Annotated in this window: 19 protein-coding genes and 2 pseudogenes; 11 read left to right on the top strand and 10 right to left on the bottom strand. The window is 62.1% G+C overall.

Annotated features, from left to right (window positions below):
* Positions 1–94 precede the first annotated feature (94 nt).
* From AOT96_RS31945 to AOT96_RS31965, 5 genes are read right to left on the bottom strand one after another with little or no spacing between them, the layout of a single operon-like run.
* Positions 95–928, bottom strand: a complete 834-nt coding sequence (locus AOT96_RS31945; RefSeq protein ID WP_058227926.1) for an enoyl-CoA hydratase/isomerase family protein — start codon at positions 926–928, stop codon at positions 95–97.
* Positions 925–1,341, bottom strand: a complete 417-nt coding sequence (locus AOT96_RS31950; RefSeq protein WP_174519515.1) for a Zn-ribbon domain-containing OB-fold protein — start codon at positions 1,339–1,341, stop codon at positions 925–927. Before AOT96_RS31950 ends, AOT96_RS31945 begins: the two co-directional genes overlap by 4 nt.
* A complete protein-coding gene (locus AOT96_RS31955) occupies positions 1,338–2,564 on the bottom strand; it encodes a thiolase family protein (protein WP_058227884.1) in 1,227 nt (408 codons plus the stop codon). Before AOT96_RS31955 ends, AOT96_RS31950 begins: the two co-directional genes overlap by 4 nt.
* A complete protein-coding gene (locus tag AOT96_RS31960; RefSeq protein ID WP_058227885.1) occupies positions 2,564–3,043 on the bottom strand; it encodes a MaoC family dehydratase in 480 nt (159 codons plus the stop codon). The genes AOT96_RS31955 and AOT96_RS31960 overlap by 1 nt, the downstream gene beginning before the upstream one ends.
* Positions 3,040–4,176 carry an acyl-CoA dehydrogenase family protein gene (locus tag AOT96_RS31965; protein WP_058227928.1) on the bottom strand — a complete coding sequence of 379 codons (1,137 nt, stop codon included), beginning with the start codon at positions 4,174–4,176 and terminating at the stop codon, positions 3,040–3,042. The genes AOT96_RS31960 and AOT96_RS31965 overlap by 4 nt, the downstream gene beginning before the upstream one ends.
* Before the next feature lie 189 nt (positions 4,177–4,365).
* Here AOT96_RS31965 and AOT96_RS31970 point away from each other — a divergent pair, with 189 nt between their 5' ends.
* From AOT96_RS31970 to AOT96_RS31985, 4 genes are all read left to right on the top strand, one after another.
* A complete protein-coding gene (locus tag AOT96_RS31970) occupies positions 4,366–5,127 on the top strand; it encodes an enoyl-CoA hydratase/isomerase family protein (protein ID WP_058227886.1) in 762 nt (253 codons plus the stop codon).
* A gap of 81 nt (positions 5,128–5,208) precedes the next feature.
* Complete coding sequence (locus AOT96_RS31975; RefSeq protein WP_058227887.1) at positions 5,209–6,759, top strand: class I adenylate-forming enzyme family protein; 1,551 nt, start codon at positions 5,209–5,211, stop codon at positions 6,757–6,759.
* Entirely contained in the window at positions 6,752–7,087 is a 336-nt protein-coding gene (locus AOT96_RS31980; protein ID WP_058227888.1) for a hypothetical protein, read from the top strand. The genes AOT96_RS31975 and AOT96_RS31980 overlap by 8 nt, the downstream gene beginning before the upstream one ends.
* A 275-nt stretch (positions 7,088–7,362) precedes the next feature.
* Positions 7,363–8,139 (top strand): enoyl-CoA hydratase-related protein, encoded by a 777-nt coding sequence (locus AOT96_RS31985; RefSeq protein ID WP_058227929.1) that lies wholly within the window; start codon positions 7,363–7,365, stop codon positions 8,137–8,139.
* 147 nt (positions 8,140–8,286) lie between these two features.
* Here AOT96_RS31985 and AOT96_RS31990 read toward each other — a convergent pair whose 3' ends face one another.
* Complete coding sequence (locus tag AOT96_RS31990; RefSeq protein ID WP_058227889.1) at positions 8,287–8,895, bottom strand: acyl-CoA-like ligand-binding transcription factor; 609 nt, start codon at positions 8,893–8,895, stop codon at positions 8,287–8,289.
* Between the two features lie 159 nt (positions 8,896–9,054).
* Between AOT96_RS31990 and AOT96_RS31995 the strand changes: the two genes are divergently transcribed.
* Positions 9,055–9,801 carry a glucose 1-dehydrogenase gene (locus AOT96_RS31995; protein WP_058227890.1) on the top strand — a complete coding sequence of 249 codons (747 nt, stop codon included), beginning with the start codon at positions 9,055–9,057 and terminating at the stop codon, positions 9,799–9,801.
* A gap of 546 nt (positions 9,802–10,347) precedes the next feature.
* On the opposite strand, the gene AOT96_RS35555 is transcribed toward AOT96_RS31995, so the two are convergent.
* The gene (locus AOT96_RS35555; protein WP_156779015.1) at positions 10,348–10,500 is read right to left on the bottom strand and encodes a hypothetical protein; all 153 of its coding nucleotides are present in this window, start codon (positions 10,498–10,500) and stop codon (positions 10,348–10,350) included.
* 57 nt (positions 10,501–10,557) lie between these two features.
* Here AOT96_RS35555 and AOT96_RS32005 point away from each other — a divergent pair.
* Positions 10,558–11,287 (top strand): annotated as a pseudogene (locus AOT96_RS32005) (IS6 family transposase).
* Positions 11,288–11,569: 282 nt separating this feature from the next.
* Entirely contained in the window at positions 11,570–12,268 is a 699-nt protein-coding gene (locus tag AOT96_RS32010; RefSeq protein ID WP_141695805.1) for an IS6 family transposase, read from the top strand.
* Between the two features lie 92 nt (positions 12,269–12,360).
* Here the strand turns inward: AOT96_RS32010 and AOT96_RS35040 are convergent.
* Positions 12,361–12,900: pseudogene (locus tag AOT96_RS35040) on the bottom strand (AMP-binding protein); the annotation flags it as partial.
* A 371-nt stretch (positions 12,901–13,271) separates the two neighbouring features.
* Positions 13,272–14,069 (bottom strand): crotonase/enoyl-CoA hydratase family protein, encoded by a 798-nt coding sequence (locus AOT96_RS32020; protein WP_058227894.1) that lies wholly within the window; start codon positions 14,067–14,069, stop codon positions 13,272–13,274.
* 131 nt (positions 14,070–14,200) lie between these two features.
* Between AOT96_RS32020 and AOT96_RS32025 the strand changes: the two genes are divergently transcribed.
* From AOT96_RS32025 to AOT96_RS32040, 4 genes are read left to right on the top strand one after another with little or no spacing between them, the layout of a single operon-like run.
* Positions 14,201–15,295 (top strand): NAD(P)-dependent alcohol dehydrogenase, encoded by a 1,095-nt coding sequence (locus AOT96_RS32025; protein WP_058227895.1) that lies wholly within the window; start codon positions 14,201–14,203, stop codon positions 15,293–15,295.
* 20 nt (positions 15,296–15,315) lie between these two features.
* Positions 15,316–16,758 (top strand): aldehyde dehydrogenase, encoded by a 1,443-nt coding sequence (locus AOT96_RS32030; RefSeq protein WP_058227896.1) that lies wholly within the window; start codon positions 15,316–15,318, stop codon positions 16,756–16,758.
* 48 nt (positions 16,759–16,806) lie between these two features.
* On the top strand, positions 16,807–18,354 hold the full coding sequence (locus tag AOT96_RS32035) for an acyl-CoA synthetase (protein ID WP_058227897.1): 1,548 nt from the start codon (positions 16,807–16,809) through the stop codon (positions 18,352–18,354).
* The gene (locus tag AOT96_RS32040) at positions 18,351–19,511 is read left to right on the top strand and encodes an acyl-CoA dehydrogenase family protein (RefSeq protein ID WP_074447131.1); all 1,161 of its coding nucleotides are present in this window, start codon (positions 18,351–18,353) and stop codon (positions 19,509–19,511) included. The genes AOT96_RS32035 and AOT96_RS32040 overlap by 4 nt, the downstream gene beginning before the upstream one ends.
* 83 nt (positions 19,512–19,594) lie before the next feature.
* On the opposite strand, the gene AOT96_RS32045 is transcribed toward AOT96_RS32040, so the two are convergent.
* Entirely contained in the window at positions 19,595–21,214 is a 1,620-nt protein-coding gene (locus AOT96_RS32045) for a long-chain fatty acid--CoA ligase (RefSeq protein WP_058227898.1), read from the bottom strand.
* Between the last annotated feature and the right edge of the window lie 160 nt (positions 21,215–21,374).

The raw sequence follows: 21,374 nt of genomic DNA on the forward strand, positions 1-21,374 counted from the left end.
CACATTCGTCAAGCGTTGAGAGCCATCCCTCTCGACATGACGAAGGGCTGCTTCCCACGCGGAAGCAGCCCCTATGTCGCAGTGCCCGTGTAACTCAACTGCCTTGTGCCACATCCTTGTTGAAGACCGGCGTGCGTTTCTCCACGAACGCGTCGACCGCCTCGTGCAGATCGTCCGTGTGGTGCAGAGCCGACGTCGTCCAGAAGCTCGTCGCCATCGAGGACGTCAAATCTGCTTGCCAGGACGCACGCAGCGCCTGCTTGGTCGCGTCGAGGGCGCGCCACGGTTTGCCGGCTACCTGCGCGGCGACGCGGATCGCCACCGGGATGAGGTCCTCGTGCGGAACGACGCGTCCGACCAGGCCGATCTCCAGGGCGCGATCGGCGTCCACGACCTCACCAGTGAGAGCCAGCTCGGCTGCCATGCCCGAGCCGACGAGCTTGGGCAGGAACCACGAGCCCCCGTTGCCCGGAGCGAGACCCATGTTGATGTAGGTCTCCCCCAGCTTGGCGCGCTCCGATGCCACCCGTATGTCGCAGGCCAGCGCGAAGTCGAGGCCACCTGCCGTAGCTCCACCGTTGATGGCCGCGATGAAGATGAGCCGCGATGTCGTCAGACGCTGTGTGATCGGGTGCAGGACTCGGGCGTTGTACGGCTCCTTCGTGACGGGGAGTTCATCGCGCAGATAGTCGCGCATGGCGATCAGGTCGGCGCCGGCCGAGAACTGCTTGCCAGCCCCTGTCAGAACGACGGCTCGGACCGAGTGATCCGGTTCGAGTGTCTCGAGGACGGTCAGCAGATCGCGGGCCAACTCGGGTACAACGCCGTTGCCGCGGTCCGGACGGTTCAGCGTCAGGACGACAACGCCGTCGACGACCCGCTCGTAGTAGCAGGTCTCGAGGTCGGTACGCGCGGCGTCAGCGCTCATGCCGGCGCCGTGACGAACCACGCCGCCGGATGCTGCGCGATCTCGTCGGAGTCGGCCGACTTGAACACGACCCGATCATCGCATCTGTAGTGATCCCACGTCCCGTCCTCGTTCGGCCAGAGTCTGCCGAGCATCTGCGGCCCGGAGTCCAGCTTGACGATCCCGATGGCGTAGGGCCCGTCGGCCCCGAAATCGGTGGGAGCTCCCAGCCTTTGGATCGTGAAGCTGTGCAGGATGCCCTCGCCCGTGTCGTTCGCCCAATCGAGATTGGAGGAGAAGCAACTGGTGCACCGGTACCGCGGGTACATGATCTTGTGTCCGCAGTCACCGCACTGCTGCACAGTCAGGCGACCGTCGGCCAGACTCGCGTAGTAGTCGACGGTCAGGTCGTGCATGATCGGTTCGTTGGTCATCGGGTCACCCTCTCGAGGAGCATCACTTGGCTGTCCATGTATGTGCCGCCGGTCCCCCCGATCGCCGCGCGCGTGGCGCCTTCGACCTGACGCGGACCTTCGGCGTGCCAGAGGAGCTGTCGAACCCCTTCGGCAAGAAGCGCTGTTCCACCGCCGACGCCGGTGTGCCCGGCCGAGAGAAGACCGCCGTTGGTGTTGGTCGGCAACGCACCACCCGGGGAGAACTTTCCTGCGGCGAATTGTCGAGCAGCCTCACCGACGGGGGCGAGGCCGAGCCCTTCGAGCCCCTGTGCCAGCACGGCAGCGTAAGAGTCGTAGACCTGCGCGATGTCGACATCCTCAGGGCCCCACCCGGCCTGCTCGTAGGCCTCGCGGCTGGCGCGTGGCCAGTTCATCACAGCGAGATCCGTTTCCTGTCCGAGGCTGTAGTGCGAGACGGTGCCGCCGGAGCCGGCGATGCGTACCCACGCGTCCTTGGTGCGACGCGCCTCGGTTGCACTGGTCATCACCAACGCCACCGCTCCGTCCGCCAGCATCGGGCACTCCATGGCGTGGATCGGGTCGGCGATCATCTTGGACGAGAGAACCCTCTCGACCGTCAGTTCCTTGTCCTTGAACATTGCGTTCGGATTCAGGCGCGCCCAGTCGCGTAGCGCGACGCAAATCGATGCCATCTCCTCGGGAGTGGACTGGCTGGCGTGCATGTAGCGCTGCGTGATCAACGCGCCGACGGCGTTGAACGTGACACCGGCCGGAACTTCCCATTCGCGCGGGATACCGAATCCGCTGAGCATGTCGACCATGTCGGTGACGGGGGCTGAACCCCAGCGGTCGGCCTGTGCGATGAGGACGTTGCGGGCTTGCCCCGATGCAATGAGACCAGCTGCGACGCGGGTGGCGCTGTCGCTGGTGGACCCTCCCGAATGAATCATCATGCTGCTCTTGGCTCGTCCGTTGAGGCCGAGCTCTTCGACGAGACGCGAAAAGATCAGGTCGGCTTGGTCGCGGCCGCCGTGCAGGCATGGGATCAGAAGGATCGTGTCGATGTCACGCGGGCCCAATCCAGCGTCGATGATCGCCCGAGCCGACACCTCGACGAGCGCTCCCATGAACGTGCGGTCGGCGAACTTGCCCGTCGGCAGCTCCCCGATGCCGATGAAGGCGGCATCGGCCGCGCTACCGGACTCCGGGTAAGGAAGGTCGTACTCGATGGTTTCTGTCATCACTTACTCTCCAAAGGGGTCCGGCGGCGAGCCAGCATGATCCAGTGAAAGGTCATGACCGTCTCGTCCTGCTGATTGAGCACGACGTAGTCGACGTGCAGGGTTCCATTTTTGGGACTTTTGGCGTCCGCGAGTTCGGTGACCGTCGCACGAACGCGAATGGTGTCGCCCGGACGGACCGGTGCGGTTGCCCGCATTGACTGACACTCCACCAACGCGAGGATCGCATTTCCGTACCAGCCCGTCAGTGCGATCTGGCCGACTGCGAACGAGAAAGTCAAGGGTCCGTGTGCGATACGACCGCCGAAGAGCGTGTTCCTGGCGTATTCCTCGTTCACATGAAGTGGATAGTTGTCACCCGTCAATCCGGCGAATTGGAGGATGTCGGACATCTCGACCGTCCGACCGGCCGACTCCACGGTCTCGCCCAGTTCGAAATCTTCGAAGGCGCGATCTCCCACGGCGTCCTGCCAGGTCACAAGCCCATCTCCCGGGCGATGATGGTGCGTTGAATCTCGTTGGCACCGCCGCCGACCATGCCGTGCTTGGCCTCGCGGAAGTATCGCTCCATGTCGTACTCGGGGAGTTGGGAGTAGCCACCCAGCGCCTGCATTCCGTTGAAGGCGATCTTGTACGCCACGTCGGCGGCGAACACCTTGGCCATCGAAACCTCTTGCACGGCGCGTTCGCCGCGGGCCATCTTGGTGGCCGCCTGATAGACGAGAAGCCGTGCCGCCTGCAGCTCGCACTCGTTCTCGGCCATGCGGTGCTTGAGCACCTGGAAGGACGACAGAGACCGTCCGAACTGTGTGCGCTGCTTGGTGTATGCGATCGTGTCGTCGAGGGCCGTCCGTGCATTGCCGACGTAGGAGGCAGCAAGGCCGAGGCGCTCGTACTCGAGGTGCCCGTTGATGAACTCCCAGCCTTGCCCGGGCTCGCCGAGGATGTTCTCCTTCGGCACTCGGACGTCTGTCATGAAGTACTCGGTGGTGCCCAGACTGCGTCGTACGATCGTGGGCATCTTCTGGATGTCCAGGCCGGGAGTGTCGTTGGGCACCAGAATCAGGCTCATGCCCCTGTGACGGTCCTCGCTCGTTCTGGCCAGGACGGTGATGACGGCACCGGGAAGATGCGCCCCCGAACACCAGATCTTGTTGCCGTTCAGTACCCACTCGTCACCGTCGAGAACGGCCTTGGTCTTCACTGCGGCCGCATCGGAACCTGCTTCCGGTTCGCTGATCGAGACGCTGAACTTGCGCTCCCCAGCGAGGTAGGGGGGCAGGTGCTCCGCCTTTTGAGCATCGGAGCCGTGACGGACGATGTTGGTGGCGGTGAACATCGAAGTCATGACACACGCAGCCGTGTCGAGGCTGTACTTAGCCATTGCCTCGCAGAAGATCGCGTAGAACACCGGGTCCGCCGAAAGGCCCCCGAGTTCTTCGGGGACAAGGAGACCTAACCACCCCTGATCTGCGATCTTCTTGTATGCCTCATCCGGGAACTGACGGTTCTCGTCGTGTTCGCGGGTGTACTCGCGACCCACCTCCTTCTCCATGAAGGAGTGAAGCATCTCTTTCCATGCCCGCTGCTCGTCGGTATGACGAAAATCCATTGCGACCCACATCCCATCTACGAACGATCGTTTGTTTCATCACTGTAGACGGAGCTGGCGCAAACGGCTAGAGCCGCTCTAGACAATCGTTTGTTTGCATGCCACGATCCTGTATGTCGGCGGTCACGCCGCCACCTGTCAGCGCCACGATCGTGGCGGAGCACCAGGATTCGTCGAGAGGAACCCACCATGGCCCGCCGCATCGCACCGCTCTTCGCGGACTACCAGAACCGATTCGAGAACATCCACCTCGAACGATCCGACAACGGGGTCCTCGAGGTAACCCTGCATACCGACGGGGCCCCACTCGTCTGGACCACCACGGCTCACGACGAATTGGCCTACGCGTTCGAGCAGATCTCGTGCGATCCCGACAATGCCGTCGTCATCCTCACCGGAGCCGGCGACGCATTCTGCCCCGACATCGACTTCTCCACCTTCAACCTCGGCACACCCCATGACTGGGCCGAGATCATCTTCGAGGGCCAGCGACTGCTCAACAACCTGTTGGCGATCCAAGTACCGGTCATCTCCGCCATCAACGGTCCCGCGCTGGTGCACCCCGAGATCGTGATCATCAACGACATCATCATCGCCTCGGAGACAGTCAAGTTCTCGGATTCGCCCCACTTCGCCTCGGGCATTGTTCCCGGCGACGGCGCCCACATCGCCTGGACCCACGCGCTCGGCGACACCCGCGGAAAATACTTCCTACTGACAGGCCAGGAGTTGAACGCCCAGCAAGCCCTGGACTACGGCGTTGTCAACGAGGTGCTCCCCGCGGACCAGGTGCTCTCCCGGGCCCGCGAATTGGCAGCCGGCATCGCGGCCAAGCCGATGATGGCGCGGCGCTATGCACGTTCGATACTCACTCGGCCGCTCAAGAAACTCATGCACGACAACCTCGGATACGGCCTCACTCACGAGGCGCTGGCAGCACTCGACCTCTGAGCCCCTCTCGTCCTCACCGAAGGCCGCCCGCGGACTCGCGCGGGCGGCTCGGCGGACAATCCAGGCAGAACGGACCATCTCATGACCAGACCCAACGCCAACATCGCCGTGACCCTTTGGGAGACAGCAGCTCTCGCACCTGACAGCGTCGCCGTGCGCGACCTCACCGCTGGATGCGAGTTGACGTACGCCGCGCTGCGAGACGCAGCCGGACAACTCGCGGCGGGGCTGGTCGAGGAGGGGCTACGCCCGGGTGACCGCGTGGCCCTGCTTCTGCACAACTCTTGCGACTACGTGGTCGCCTTCATGGGCGCCCTCACCGCCGGTGCCGTCGTGGTACCCCTCAACACCCGGCTCACGATCGGCGACTTCGACTACATGCTGAAGGACGCCGGGGCCACTCTCCTCGTCACCGAGCCCACGTTCCTCGAGGCTCTCCGAGCGGACACATCGATCACACTGCCGCGGGTTGTGGATGTGACCGGTGAAACCGACGGCGTCCCGACGCTCGACAGTATTTCTCGTGAGTCGTTCATCGCGCCGCACGTGCAGGATGCGAGGGACCTGTGCTCGCTCATGTACACCAGCGGCACTACCGGCGCGCCGAAGGCGGTCATGCTCAGTCATGGGGCATGGAACAGCGTCAGCGACACGTGCGTCGAACTGCTCGACTTCGAAGATGGAATTTCGGTGATGCATCCGGCACCCCTCACTCATGGTGCTGGGTTCCTATTACTTCCCACGCTACGACATGCCGGCATCAATCTACTGGTTCGAAACTTCAACGCCGATCAGACTGCAGCGCTCATTCGCGACGGAGACGCTGAGGGAATGTTCCTGGTTCCGTCCATGATCCGGATGCTGCTCGACGCATTGCCTACCGATTGGGCCCCAGCCGAAAAATTCCGATGGATCTACTACGCCGGGTCCCCCATCGACGTTCCGACGTTCCGCGAAGCAACCGAACGCTTCGACGCGCGACTGGTGCAGTCCTTCGCGCAGATGGAGGCGCCTATGTTCCTGACTTCCCTCGGCGCCGACGACCACCGCCGTGCAGACACGGACGAGCACGTGCTCGCGAAGTCGGCTGGTCGGCTCATCCCGGGCCGCGAAATCCGGGTGGTGGACCCCGAAGGCAAGAACGTGCCTGTTGGTGAGGTCGGCGAAATCTGGGGCAAAGCACCCCAGGTGATGCTCGGATACTGGAACCGGCCCGAGGAAACCGCCAAGACCCTCGATCAGGGCTGGCTGCATACCGGTGACATGGGCCGACTCGACAGTGACGGTTACCTCTTTCTCGTCGATCGAGTCAAGGACATGATCGTCACCGGCGGGTCGAACGTCTACGCCCGTGAGGTCGAAGAAGTACTCATCGACGCACCGGGAGTGGCGCGAGCAGCCGTCATCGGTCTGCCGCACCGCATTTGGGGTGAAGAGGTGACCGCGATCCTCGTGGCCGCAGACGGAGTCGACCCATCGGCCGAAGCCGTGCAGGCATTCTGTCGCCCGCGGCTCGCCGGATACAAAATGCCGAAACGAGTCATCTGGGTCGATGATTTACCGACCAACGCCTATGGCAAGGTACTGAAGCGACAGCTGCGCAGCGAACTAGGGAGTCTCTGGCATGAGTAGCTCACTGTTCGTGCACACCAGCCCGGCCTCCCGCGCAGCCGAGAACGAATTCGACCGCTGGTACGACACGGTGCACATTCCTCAAGTGGTCGCCCGAGTCGCGGGCGTGGTACGTGGCACGCGTTACATCGAACTCCCAACGTCCGGTGAATCCCTGACGGCGGAGGCTGTCCGGCGTCGTCTGACCATCTACGAGTTGGACAACGATGACGTCGTCGCGACAATGGCTTCGCTCGGACAAGCGATGAGCGACGGGAGCCTGGAGTCCTCGCCGCTCGTCGATCGAAAGGTCAACCCGCCGCAGATCAGTGCCTGGCAGGTCGGGTGACCTTCGGTTTGCACTCTGCGCCGAACTGGCCTGAACGAGACGAGGAATGGCGGGAGGCCGCAGGGCGCTCGAGACGCTGATCCATGTAGCCCCCGCTCGACGAATGCCCGGCATTCTTGGTTCAGCCCCGCGGCACACCGCGCCGGACGACCACACCCGCAAGGCCAATGTTGCGTGATGACATCGAGGTCCATGGCACTCACGGGTGCGCCTGAGCCTGCGCCTGCGTTCACGTGGTCGTCGACTACGACAATGCAGTGAACAGGAAAGATTCGATGAGCGACGAACTACTGTACTCCGTCAACAACCACATCGCCCATGTCATTCTGAATCGGCCGAGCAAACTGAATGCGATCAACACCGCCGTCGACGAACAATTGGCTCGGCGGTGGGAAGAAATCGATTCGGACCCCGAGATATGGGCCGCCGTCCTTACCGGCGCTGGTGACCGTGCGTTCTGCTCTGGCGGCGACATCAGCGCCGGCACCGACGTCGCACCAGCTCGCATCGGGCTCGGAGGCGGGCTCACCGGAATAGGAGGTCCGCTGCGGCAACTACGCAAACCGCTTGTGGCGCTCGTCCACGGGTACGTCCTCGGGGGCGGATTCGAACTGGCGATGTGCGCCGACATCATCGTCGCTGCCGACGATGCCAGCTTCGGGTTGCCGGAAGTACGTTCCGGCATCATCGGCGAAGCCGGCATGGTCCACCGAGCCGTCCGCCAACTCCCACACCGGATTGCGATGGCAATGATCCTCACCGGCGAGCAACTCCCCGCCGACCGCGCACTTCATTTCGGACTCGTCAACGAGGTCGTCCCGCGTCGAGACTTGCCAGAGGCAGGACGCTTGTGGGCCGAACGACTAACTGCCGCCTCACCTCTCGCTCAACAAGCCGCCAAGCAGGCCGTTCTCTCGCGAGCGAACCATCCACTGGAGATTGCGTTGTCCACCAGACACGAGGCCATAGAGGCCTATGCACGCAGTGATGACGTGAAAGAAGGACGCCGGGCTTACATGGAGAAGCGTCCGCCGCGGTGGGCAGGTCGTTGACCTTTGCTACTGCTACTCCGAGGGCCGCACACGCTTCGTGACGCGGCCTGAGACCGCATAGCGCTAAAGGTGCGAGGGCACTGAGCCGATTCGCGGCGAATTGGTTCGGGGGACAACCGATTGCAGCAGCATTAGGCCAACCCGCATCTATCGTTGCGTTACCACGCCCTCGAACAGGGCGAGCAGCTCGCACAGACCGTCGTCGAGGCGAGCGAGCAAATCGTCTCGTTTGTCATCACTGTTCCTCCAGTCTCGCAATGCGGATACGAAAACGGCCTGACACGTGGCCGCAATTGCCATGGGCACACGATCGCCGGCTTCCGTACCCATCCGCGCTGCGACGAACGCCGCTACCGGCCGCTTCCATTGCTCCCAGTGTAGATAAGTACCGGCTTGTAACTCCGGACTGGTGTCGAGAAGGCGAAAGCGTTCCAGCCACACATCGCTGTCGTACACCGCAGCACGCGTCGACTCCACAACAGCTCTGCGAACACCACCGAGGACACCACTCGCCGCGCGTACCGCCAACTCTTGGTCAAGCCGCTCGATCGTGGCATCGAAAGACCCCCACACCACCCCCGGTTTCGAACCGAAGTACCGGAAGTACGTCGTCCTGCTTATTGCCGAGGCCGCCGCGATCTCCTCCACACTGACGCTCTCGTAGCCGCGCTCGAGCATCAACGCGAGTGCAATCTCCTCGACATCAGCTTTGGATGCAGCGCGTGGACGACCTACCTGTCCTCGTTCCGTCGCCATCGGACGAACCTACGAGCCGATGGAGCAAATCACAATTTCGAGAAAACCGATACAATAGTGGTACTGAGTACCACAATAGAAAAAGCAAGCCCACACAGCGAATACCACTATTCGCTCCAGGGGATCCGACAAACACGGCAACGAGAGAGAGTCCAGGACATGGGAAAACTTGACGGCAGAGTCGCCATCATCACGGGGGCCGCACAGGGAATGGGGGCCGCCCACGTACGCCGCTTCGTCGCCGAAGGGGCTCGCGTGGTCTTTACCGACATCAACGCGGAGGGCGGACGCGAACTCGCCGACCAGATCGGCGATGGATGCCACTTCATCGAACATGACGTCACGTCTCTCGAGCAGTGGCGAGACGTCGTCGCCGAGACCGAGGCGATATACGGCCCGGTCAACATCCTGGTGAACAACGCGGGCATCATCGGCCCCATTGAGGACGTCGTCGAAATCGACCCGGAAGCGTATCTACAGGTCGTCGCGGTGAACCAACATTCTCAGGTGTGGGGCATGAAAGCCGTCATTCCCTCCATGCGAAAGGTAGGCGGAGGTGCGATCGTCAACATATCGTCCACCGCGGGAATGGTGGCAATTGTCGGTGCCCCCAATATCGGCTATGTGGGAAGCAAATTCGCTTCGCGTGGCATGACCAAGCAGGTGGCAGTCCAGTTCGGGCCTGAACAAATCCGGGTCAACTCGGTTCACCCGGGATACATCAAGACCCCAATGATGGCAGCCGCCACGGATTCCGACGGCGGAGGTATCGCGTCAACCGTTCCGATCCGGCGCATGGCCGAGCCTGACGAAGTGTCGAGCCTGGTCTTGTTCTTGGCATCCGACGATTCTTCATACATCAGCGGAATGGAACACGTGATCGACGGCGGCCTCACAGCTTCCTGACTTTGTACATTCCCGCGATCGGCCACTGAGCACAGTCTCACGAACTGAGGCCGCGAGACAGCACGGCTTGCGGCCTCAGTTTCATGTGAGGATTACCCACGAAGAAATCACGCAGCGCTGACCGAACTTCCTGCCAGACCGCGAATCGGTCGGCCATCTCAGTGCGCCACTCGGGCGCGGTCAGTCGGTGTCGGCGGGCACCGCCACGGCGACCGATGGGAATGGTCCGACACCGTAGCCCGCATGCAAGGATACGACCCCGCCGCCGTCACACCGACCACCGAACTGCTTCTCTCCCACAAACACCCCGACGACAGAGCCCACGTCCCCCACACCTTGCACACGATCCGACCTCCGGCGGAGCGTTCAGCAGCCGCCACCGCATCATCGACACCCACCAAATCACCCGCTCGGTCGTCGTCGGCGATCGCCTCCTCGAACACGGCGACATCGTCGGCAGCTCCGGCTTCTACATCGACATCACCGACACCGTCGACACCACCGTCTCCCGCGGCGCGATCGAACAGGCCAAAGGCATGCTCCTGCTCATCTACCGCATCCCGCCGACCGCGCCTTCGATGCCCTCGTCTGGCGCTCCCAACAAACCAACACCAACTCCGCGACATCGCCGAAGGGCTCCTCACCCGAGTAGCCGCCGACCTCGACGTCCCCGCCGCTGTGCGTGCCCGCTTCGATCATCTCCGTCTCCACGGCTCTGTCAACTTAACTGGGCCGTGAGTCAGGGATGATCACCGGATGAGTCGTGAAGACGAGACACGGGTGGATTCGGCGCGGTCGCCATACAAACGGCACCGCTATCCTGCGGAGATCATCGCGCACTGCGTGTGGCTGTACTACAGGTTCACCTTGAGCTTTCGCGACGTCGAGGAGTTGATGCTAGCCCGCGGCATCGTCGCGCACGAGACGATCCGCACGTGGTGCGCGAAGTTCGGACCCGAATACGCGCGTGGCCTGCGCCGACGCGCTCCCGAACCTGGCGATACATGGTTTCTGGACGAGGTGTTCGTCAAGATCGGAGGCATCCGACACTACTCGTGGCGGGCGGTCGATCAAGACGGCAACGTCCTCGACGTCCTAGTCCAGTCACGACGCAATGCGAAGGCAGCGAAACGCTTCTTCGTCCGTGCTGATGCGCAAGCAGGCCCGGGCGCCGAGGGTGCTGGTGACCGACAAGCTCGCCAGTTACGTTGTGGCGCATCGGGAGTTGATACCATCGGTCGAACACCGGCGCTCGAAGTACCTCAACAACCGGGCCGAGAACTCGCACCAACCCACCAGACAGCGCGAACGCGCCATGAAGTTCTTCCGCTCACCTGGTGCCGCACAACGGCTCCTGGCGGTGTTCAGCGCGATCTCGCCGCACTTCCGACCCGGCCGACACAAGCTCACCGCGAGCGATTACCGCTCCGAAATGACCGACCGATTCGCCACCTGGAACGACGTCACCGGCGTACCCGCCGCCTGAACCTGGTTTCCCATCAACAGAATCCGCCCCAGTATGATCGAATGTTGTTGATTCCCAATTATGTTCAGTTAAGTTGACAGAGCCACCGCCAGTTCGCCCTGATTCTAGGGTCTATTCTCGAGCCCACCGAGCGAAAACACTACGCAAAGCTGCTTCACTGAGCTGCTCGTGCCTTCGCCGCTTCTCAGCGTGAACGCACGTGGCGTTCGCTCGATGACCGAGGGCGGGCACTGTCACGTTGTTGAACCCAGCAAGCTGGGAGAATGAGGCGTGAGCACCGCAATGCCGTCGTACAAAGGTCACCGCCACCCGGTCGAGATCATCAACCACTGCGTGTGGTTGTACTTCCGGTTCCCGCTCAGCTTCCGTGATGTCGAGGAGATGATGCTCGAACGCGGTGTCGTGGTCAGCTATGAGACGATCCGGCGGTGGTGCGCCAAGTTCGGGCAGGCCTATGCCAACCAGTTGCGCCGCCGACGCCCACAACCCGGTGACACATGGCACCTCGATGAGGTCTTCATCCGGATCAATGGCCGGCAACATTATCTGTGGCGCGCGGTCGACCTGCACGGCAACGTGCTCGATCTGCTGGTTCAGTCACGCCGAAATAGCAACGCCGCCAAGCGATTCTTCCGTAAGCTGCTCAAGGGCTTGCGCTATCTGCCGCGGGTGATCGTCACCGACAAACTCGGCAGCTACCAGGTCGCCCACCGCGAGATACTGGCCTCGGTCGAGCATCGCCGGTCGAAGTATTTGAACAACCGGGCCGAGAATTCTCATCAGCCGACCCGACAGCGGGAGCGGGCGATGAAACGGTTCACCTCGCCCGGGCACGCGCAACGATTCCTGTCCGCTTTCTCGGGTATCTCACCGCATTTCCGGTCCGGCCGACACAGACTCTCGGCGTCCGAATGGCGTGCTGAGATGGCCGACCGGTTCGCGGTCTGGCAGGAAGTCACCGCGACCGATGTTGCCGCCTGAAAGTGAACGGCCCAGCGGTGCCCTGTAATAGCCTGAACCAAACATGCTTCGCCGCTTAACTTTTCGATTAACGTGACAGTGCCGGAGCGATGGGTCAACATTGCGCCTTTGGGATATCCCGTGGTTCCAGAGGTGTACAGCTGCAAGAAACAGTCGTCCGGTGAGACCGCATGTGTCATGGCAACGTCTGGCGCATTCTGCAGCCAGCCTTCGTACTCGTCGGCATCTCCCCCCACCACGATGGTCTTCCGCAAATGCAGTAGTTCAGGCTTGATCAGCTCGAAAGTTTCGACGAACTCCGCACCGACAAAAACCAATTCGGCTTGGCTGTCGTTGAGGACGTATACAAGCTCTGATGGAGCCAGACGAAAGTTCACCACTGCGTTGACCGTTCCCACCAAAGCGCAAGCGAGGGTGGTTTCGAGACAGGCGGGATGATTTTTGTCGAGGAAAGCGACCCTGCCGCCGGCGGCCAGTCCGAGTGCCGACTGCGCAGCAGCGTTGCTGTGCACGCGATCTGAAAGTTGTTGCCATGTCCACGACTGGTTCTCGAATCGAACCGCCACTCGGGCGGGATCCTGCAGAGTCGAGTGCGAGATCGGTTCGAAGACATGGTGAATGGGTGAAGTCATCAGTCACCTCTCGATGTGATTGGTCCGTTCGTACCGGCCGAAATCAAAACTACCCGTACGCACGGTCAGTCAATCAGGGCGTGACCCGCGACACAAGGGTCCATCTCGAATTGCCCGACCGATCCACGTCCAAGCCTGGTCAGCTCACCGAAGAAACGTCCCTAAAACCGCATGTCAGCCAGCTTGAACAGCACTTCGACCAATATTGGCCCCGAAAGCGACACGAACTGGGGCGACGTCGCCGGCACGCTCGAACTTCGCGACCGGCGACGTCGCCCCGACGCCTCAGATGTCAATCAGCCCCACCAAATCTGCGGCGTCCTCCTGCCCGGCAATATTCGTGCGCACAAGGGTTGACACCCGACGGGCGACTACGCGCCCGCCCAGTGCGCTTGGCGCTTTTCGGCAAACGCGGTGGTGCCTTCCTTCGCGTCGGCACTGGACCGAACGGCGTCGAACTCCTCCGAGTTCATCGCCCAGAGTTGAGGGCCCCAGTCGGAACCGAACTCGCGCCGCCGGGCCATGACCCTTTTACTTGCTCGGACAGCCACAGGGGCGTTGGCCGCAATCGCGTGAGCTAGCCGAAGAGCTTCCGGCAGCACGTCATCCGGCGATGTGATCGCGTTGACCAGGCCCCATTGCAGTGCAGCGTCGGGAGAAATCGGCTCACCTGTGAAGACTGCGTGCGCGGCTACCTTGGGGGGAATCTGATCGGGAAGGCGCAGAACGCCACCGGCACCGGCGATGAGTCCTCGCGTGACTTCAGGCAAGCCGAGGCTGGCCTCGGCACTGATCACTGCCAGATCACATGCGAGGACTATTTCGGTGCCGCCGCCGAGAGCAAAACCGTTGACCGCCGCAATGAGGGGTTTGGTGACGTAGTGCTGCACGATGCCAGCGAAACCCCATTCCGGATGCTCGGTGGGAATGATCGATTTTCCAGCGGACAGCGCCTTGAGATCTGCGCCGGCGCAGAATGCACGACCGGCGCCGGTGATGATTCCGACACGCAAGTCAGGATCGTTGTCGAGGTCGCGAAGCGCAGACCCGAGCGCATCCGAAACATCCGAGTTCACGGCATTGAGCGCTTGTGGCCGATTGATGGTGATGATGCCGACGGGGCCGTCTCGATGGAACAGAACAATCTCATCGTCCTGAGAGTTGGTCATATGAGTCTCCTTCTTTCGGGTAGGGCTCAGCGCGCGGATGTCCACGTGAGATGGAACCGAACCTAGTATTGACCGCTCGTACGGTCAAGACTAGGTTGTTGTCTAGATCGCACTCGAGAACGAGGAAACTGATGCACATTCAGGCCGCTGTACTTCGGGCCAATGACGGCCCCTTCACGTTGGAGACCGTTGAAATGACGGCCCCACGGCGCCACGAGATTCTTGTTCGAATCGTGGGCACCGGTTTCTGCCACACCGACGTGCTTCCCCGAAACCCAGCGTTCCTGGCACAGCCGCCGATCATTCTCGGACACGAAGGCTCCGGCATTGTCGAATCCGTGGGCACGGACGTCACAGACTTCGCAGTGGGTGACCACGTTCTCGCGTCCTTCGACTCGTGCGGACGTTGCGAGAACTGTCGCCGGTCTCACCCTGCCTATTGCCGAGAGTTCTTCGCACGCAACCTCACTGGGCGGGCCGTCGACGGCATCGACACAGTGCACGACGCCGAGGGGACGGCCATTGCATCACGCTGGTTCGGGCAGTCGTCGTTCGCCTCTCATGTTCTGCTCACCGAGCGCAACGCAGTCAAAGTGGACAACAGTCTTCCCCTCGAACTCCTCGGCCCCCTGGGGTGCGGCATCCAGACCGGCGCCGGTTCGATCCTCGAAGCACTCAGGGTTGGCGCCGGAAGCACAGTTGCAGTCTTCGGCGCCGGAGGCGTCGGATTGTCCGCGGTCATGGCGGCACGGGTCGCCGGCGCCGCACGTATCGTCGCCGTAGACCTACACCCCAGCCGACTCGAGACCGCGCTCGAACTCGGCGCGACGGATGTCGTACTCGGATCGGATCCTGATGTTGCCAAACAGATCCGAAAGCTCACCGCCGGAGGTGCGCAGTTCGCACTCGATACCACTGCCGTTCCCGAAGTCGTGACGTCGGCATTGTCCGCACTACGAACAACCGGGACACTCGGCCTCGTCGGCGCCGGAGCTCGTCCCATCACGCTGGCACCGGACGCACTGTCTTCAGGCAAGAACATCATGGGGATCCTCGAAGGCGACGTGACACCGCAGATCTTCATCCCCCAACTGATCGAACTCTGGCAACAGCGCAGATTCCCATTCGATCGAATGATCACCACCTATCCGATGACGGAAATCAATGCAGCAGAGTCGGATTCCGCTAGCGGTGCAACCATCAAACCTGTCCTTGTGAACGTCTGAGAACCGGCCGGAGAACGAGAATGAACTACACACGATCTCAGCATTTCATCGGCGGAAAGTTCCAGGACTCCACCGGAAGCGACACGATCACGGTGGTGTCGCCAACGACCGAGGAGCCGATCGGGACGGCACCCGACACAACATCGGAGGACCTCGATCGAGCGGTTTACGCTGCTCGTCAAGCACTTTCGGATTCCACGTGGCGCGACATCTCGCCCGCCGAACGGGCCACACTACTCGACCGGTTCGCCGACTCGATCGAGTCACGCGCGCAAGAAACCGGCACTGTGGTCACCGCCGAGAACGGGATGCCCATTTCCCTGTCAGTAGTCGCCGAAGGACAGGGCCCGGCAACAACCCTGCGGTATTACGCCGACCTCGCTCGCAACACTCCGCAGGAATCCGAGCGCACCTCTGCCGACGGCCGATCGACGACCATCGTGCGACGTGAGCCCATCGGGGTCGTCGCAGCGATCATCCCCTGGAACTTCCCGCAATCACTGACGATGTTCAAGCTCGCCCCCGCTCTGGCCGCGGGCTGCAGCGTTGTGATCAAACCTGCCCCCGAAACAGTCCTCGATGCATTCCAACTTGCAGATGCCGCACAAGAGGCAGGACTACCCCCCGGAGTGATCAACGTCGTCACCGGTGGCCGTGAGATCGGCGCGGAATTGGTGGCCCATCCCGGCATCGACAAAGTGGCATTCACCGGTTCCACTGCCGCAGGCCGGGCCATCGGGGAGGTGTGTGGGCGCTTGCTGCGTCCGGTCACCCTCGAACTCGGAGGAAAGAGCGCCGCGATCGTCCTCGACGACGCCGATCTGACCAGCGTGGCGCGAGGACTGTCCTGGGCGAGTCTGCTCAACAACGGGCAGACCTGCTACTTGTCCTCCCGCATTCTTGCCCCGCGATCCCGATACCGGGAAGTTGTCGACGCGGTGGCGGATTTGGCCCGTTCGATGCCCGTCGGTGACCCGACTGATCCCGCGACGCGAGTCGGACCGTTGGTTTCGAGTGAGCAGCGTGACCGAGTGGAGTCCTACATTGCCACCGGGATTCGCGAAGGCGCCACGGTGGCCGCGGGTGGCGGGCGTCCCGCCGGCCTCGACCGTGGATGGTTCGTGGAACCGACGGTATTCGCCGACCTGGACAACAGCGCAACCGTGGCCAGGGAAGAGATCTTCGGACCCGTGCTCGCGGTGATTCCGTACGACACCGTCGACGACGCGGTCGCTATCGCCAACGACTCGGACTACGGACTCGGCGGAACGGTCTGGACCACAGACCCGGACCGTGGGCTCGACATCGCACGGCGCGTGCAGACAGGAAGCATCGGAATCAACTTCTTCAATCTCGACATCGGTGCGCCCTTCGGCGGCGTCAAGTCCAGTGGGCTCGGTAAGGAACTCGGCCCCGAAGGACTGAACGCGTACGTTTCGCTGAAGTCCGTCTACACACTCTGATATCTCAAAAACATCAACTGATACAACAACTCTGAAGGAGTCGATATCATGGCCGAATCACCAGTGACAGGTGGAATCGCCAACTGGATCACCCGTCGGGCCGAGCGCTCACCGAACCAGATCGCACTCATCGACGCTGAAACCGACGCGCGCGTCTCCTACGTCGACCTCCTGCAGCGCATCACGGATACTGCAGTGAAACTGAAAGATTCCGGCGTCCGGCGCGGTGACCGCGTTGTCATGGTAATGGACAACAGCATCGAGTTCGTCGAATACTTGTTCGCCACTGCTGCTCTCGGCGCCATTGTGGTTCCGGTGAATTTTCGTTTGGCAGCACCCGAGATCGCCTACATCCTCGACGATTGCCGACCCGAGATTGTCGTGCATTCGAATCGCCTCACCGAACTCACCTCGAGCGCCCTGCAATCGGCGACCATCGACGTTCGAACAATCGTCAATTCCGATGCCGCAGGCACAGTCGAGCGCCGGAATCCGTTCGCGCGCCTGGCATTCGAGCATGTCGGCGACGACGACGTGTGTATGCTCATGTACACGTCCGGGACGACGGGCCGCCCCAAGGGAGCGATGATCACACACGGTCACCTGCGCTGGAACGCAATCAACATGGCCATGGTCCACGGAGGCCTCAACAGTGACGACGTCACGGTCACCGTCGCTCCCCTGTTCCACATCGGCGCCCTCGGCCTGCTGACCACCCCGCTGCTGTACGTCGGTGGGTGCGTTGTCCTCGAAAAGTCGTTCTCGCCGAGTGCGCACCTCGCGACAATGGCGAAATACAAGGCGACCGTAGGGTTTCTCGTCCCGGCGATGTGGGCTGCACTGAGTCGAGTCGAGGACTTCGACGATCACGACGTGTCCTCCGTCCGATTCGTGATGAGCGGCGGCGCGCCGTGCCCGCTGCCCGTGATCCGGTTCTATCAGTCCAAGGGGTGGTCGTTCCTCGAGGGCTTCGGGATGACGGAATTCGGCCCGTCCGCCTTGCTGCTGGACAACGATCACATCCTTTCCCATGCGGGAACCGTCGGACGACCATTCCTGCACACCGACATCTCGGTCGTCGACGAGAACGATGCCCAAGTACCGACAGGCACTGTCGGGGAACTCGTTCTTCGCGGCCCAACGACATTTGCCGGCTACTGGGGACTACCTGAAGCGTCACGAGAAGCGCTGCGCGGCGGATGGTTCCATTCGGGCGATCTCGCACGTATCGACGAAGACGGATTTGTCACTCTCGTCGACCGTAAGAAGGACATGATCATCAGCGGCGGCGAGAACGTGTACCCGATCGAAGTCGAACGGGCACTCTTCGAACATCCCGCGGTAGCCGATGTCGCGGTGATCGGCGTGCCGGACGCACGTTGGGGTGAGTCGGTCACGGCAGTCGTCGTTCTCCGGCCCGACGAGAATGCCGACGAACAAACGCTCATCGAATTCAGTCGCACCCGCATCGCCCAATTCAAAGCACCCAAGCACGTGGTATTCGTCGAGGAACTCCCCCGAAACGCCACCGGAAAGCTTCTCAAGCGAACCTTGCGTGAGCAGTACACAGGAACAGCGGAGGCAGTTACCCGATGAACGCACCCACACCCCGCATCGCCGACTGGTCGACACCTGAGCGTGATGCGCTTCGCGACATGGTCGATCGTTTCACGAAGAAAGAGATCGTCCCGTTCCTGCCGCAGTGGGAGAAGGACGGCGCACTACCTCGAACCTTGCACAAGAAGGCTTCCGACCTCGGACTGCTCGAACTCGGGGTCGACGAAAAAGCTGGCGGCGTCGGCGATTTCATCGACTTCTTGATCGCCAACGAGCAGATTATTCTCTCCGGCGGCAGTAGCGGTTTGTGCTCGGCGTTGATGACCCACAGCATCAGCACACCCCACATCGTGGCCAGTGGAAACGCTCGACTGATCGACAAGTACGTCCGCCCGACCCTGGCCGGCGATCTGATCGGTTCTCTCGGCGTCACCGAACCCGGCACAGGGTCGGACGTCAGCGCGATCACCACCCGTGCAGTCCGCGACGGTGACGCCTACGTGGTTACCGGAGCGAAGACATTCATCACGTCCGGAACGCGAGCGGACTTCGTCACCACTGCTGTCCGAACCGGCGGAGACGGACACCGCGGGGTGTCACTGCTTGTGATCGACACAACCAGTGAAGGGTTCCGCGTCGCGTCGAAGCTGGACAAGATGGGCTGGTTATGTTCGGACACAGCTGAATTGACGTTCGACCAGGTACGGGTACCGGCGGAAAACCTCGTCGGGGACGAAGGAACCGGTTTCATCCAGATCATGCGCCGGTTCGAGTCCGAGCGCCTCCTGATGTCGGTCCAGGCCGTTGCGACAGCTCAGCGGAGCTTCGACTTGGCGGTGGACTGGGCACACAATCGCCATACGTTCGGCCAGCCACTCGATTCGCGCCAGGTCATTCGCCACCGACTGGCGGAGATGGCTCGACAGGTCCACAGCGCACGGGCATACGTCCGTGACGTGGTAGCCCGGTGGGCGAACGGCGAGGAGGTCGCCGCAGAAGTCGCGATGGCGAAGAACACCGCGGTGTACGCCTGCAATTTCGTGGTGGACGAAGCTGTGCAGATCCACGGCGGAATGGGATTCATGCGTGAATCCGAGGTGGAGCGGCACTACCGTGATGCCCGTGTGTTGGGAATCGGCGGCGGTACCAACGAGATGATGAACGAGATCATTGCCAAGAAGTTGCTTCACGGGTGACTTGTTCGGTCCAGCTGAGATATGACGAAGGCCGCCTGCTCAGCAGGCGGCCTTCGTCATATCGTTCGTGGAGAAGGTAAGTGCTAGTGCGCAAGTCGCACGTCGAGCTGGTCGGAGTCGTAGCTCTCGCGGACGCGGCGTTTGTCCAGCTTGCCGACGCTGGTCCTGGGGATCTGATCGATAAAGGTCCAACGCTCGGGGAACCACCACTTGGCGACTTTCCCGTCGAGGAACTCTCGGAGTTCGTCGACGGTGACGGTGCTGCCGTCCACCACCGTCACGCAGGCCAGTGGACGTTCTTCCCATTTGTCGTCCGGAACACCGATGACGGCAACCTCGGCGACCGCGGGATGTTCGAGGAGTGCATTTTCGAGTTCGACGGTCGAGATCCATTCGCCGCCACTCTTGATGCCGTCCTTGAGTCGGTCCTTGATCTGCACCCAACCCCCGGGATGGATGGCACCGAGATCGCCTGTGCGCAGCCATCCGTCGTGGAACTTGTCCGCGGCGTCCGCGCGGAAGTAGCTGCCCGTGATGGTGGCACCGCGCAGCTCGATTTCGCCGATCGCCGAACCGTCCTGTGGGAGTTCGTGTCCGGCGTCGTCGACGATCCTGGCCTGCACGCCGGGAACGATTCGCCCGGTCAAGCTGCTCCAGTACGCGATATCTGCCTCCGGCGTTCCCGCCGCAGGTCGCGAGAAGGTGAGGAGTGGGCTGGTTTCGGTCATTCCCCAGCCTTGGGTGAGGCGAACGCCGTGATCGTCGTAGAACGATCGTACGAGGGCGGCCGAGAGGGGCGATCCGCCGGACACTGCGAGCCTCACACTGCGGAAGTCCGTGTTGTGCTCGGTTCCGTAGGCACCCACACCGGTCCACACGGTGGGGACTGCGGCCACGGCGGTGACGCCGACCTCGGCAATCAGACGGGAAAGATGTTCCGGCTGTAGGTACTTGTCGGTCATCACGAGATCCGAGCCGTTCGTCCAGGCGGCATGCGGCCAGCCCCAAGCATTGGCGTGGAACATCGGAACGACGGGCATGACGCGGTCGGCATCGGTGAACGCGAACGCGCTGCCGGACGAAATCTGAAGACTATGAAGGTAAATCGAGCGGTGACTGTAGGCCACCCCTTTAGGATCACCGGTGGTGCCGGTCGTGTAACACAGGGCTGCTGCAGTGCGCTCGTCCAGCGCCGGCCACTCGAAATCGGGAGATCCGGTTGCGAGCAGATCTTCGTATCGGTGCAGACGTACTCCCTCCGGCATCTCGAGTTCGGCGTCGCCGATCACCACGACATGTTCGATGGTGTTGAACCGATGCAGGATTCGGCTCAATTGTGGGACCAGGTCGGAGTCCACGAGAACAACTTTGTCGCCGGCGTGGTTGGCGATGTAGACGATCTGGTCGTCGTGCAGTCGCAGATTGAGAGTGTGTAGGACTGCTCCCATGCCGGGGATCGCGAAGTACGCTGCGAGGTGCGCGGGCGTGTTCCAGCACAGAGTGGCGACGATGTCGTCGCGCCCGACGCCGAGCGCCGCGAGCCCGGAGGCGAGACGACTCACCGATTCACCGAGCTCTGCATAGGACTGCGATGTGATGTCGTCGCCGCGGTAGTGGAACACCCGACTAGCCGGATGAGTCCGAAGGCCGTGGCGGAACAGATCTGAGACGAGCAGATCGACATCTTGCATTGTGCTGTCCATGAGACTCCCGTTCTGAAGGCGTGTAGTGGATGTGTCGGGGTTTTCCGGAATAGACCTCGAGTGGGGATGTCACCCCTTGGAGGCTTGACCGGCCGTGCACCTGGACTTACTATAGACCGTACGTACGGTCAGTACCAGTGGTTACTGGCACCATTCCATC

This window comes from Rhodococcus sp. 008, assembly GCF_001682295.1.
Classification (GTDB): Bacteria; Actinomycetota; Actinomycetes; order Mycobacteriales; family Mycobacteriaceae; genus Rhodococcus_F; species Rhodococcus_F qingshengii.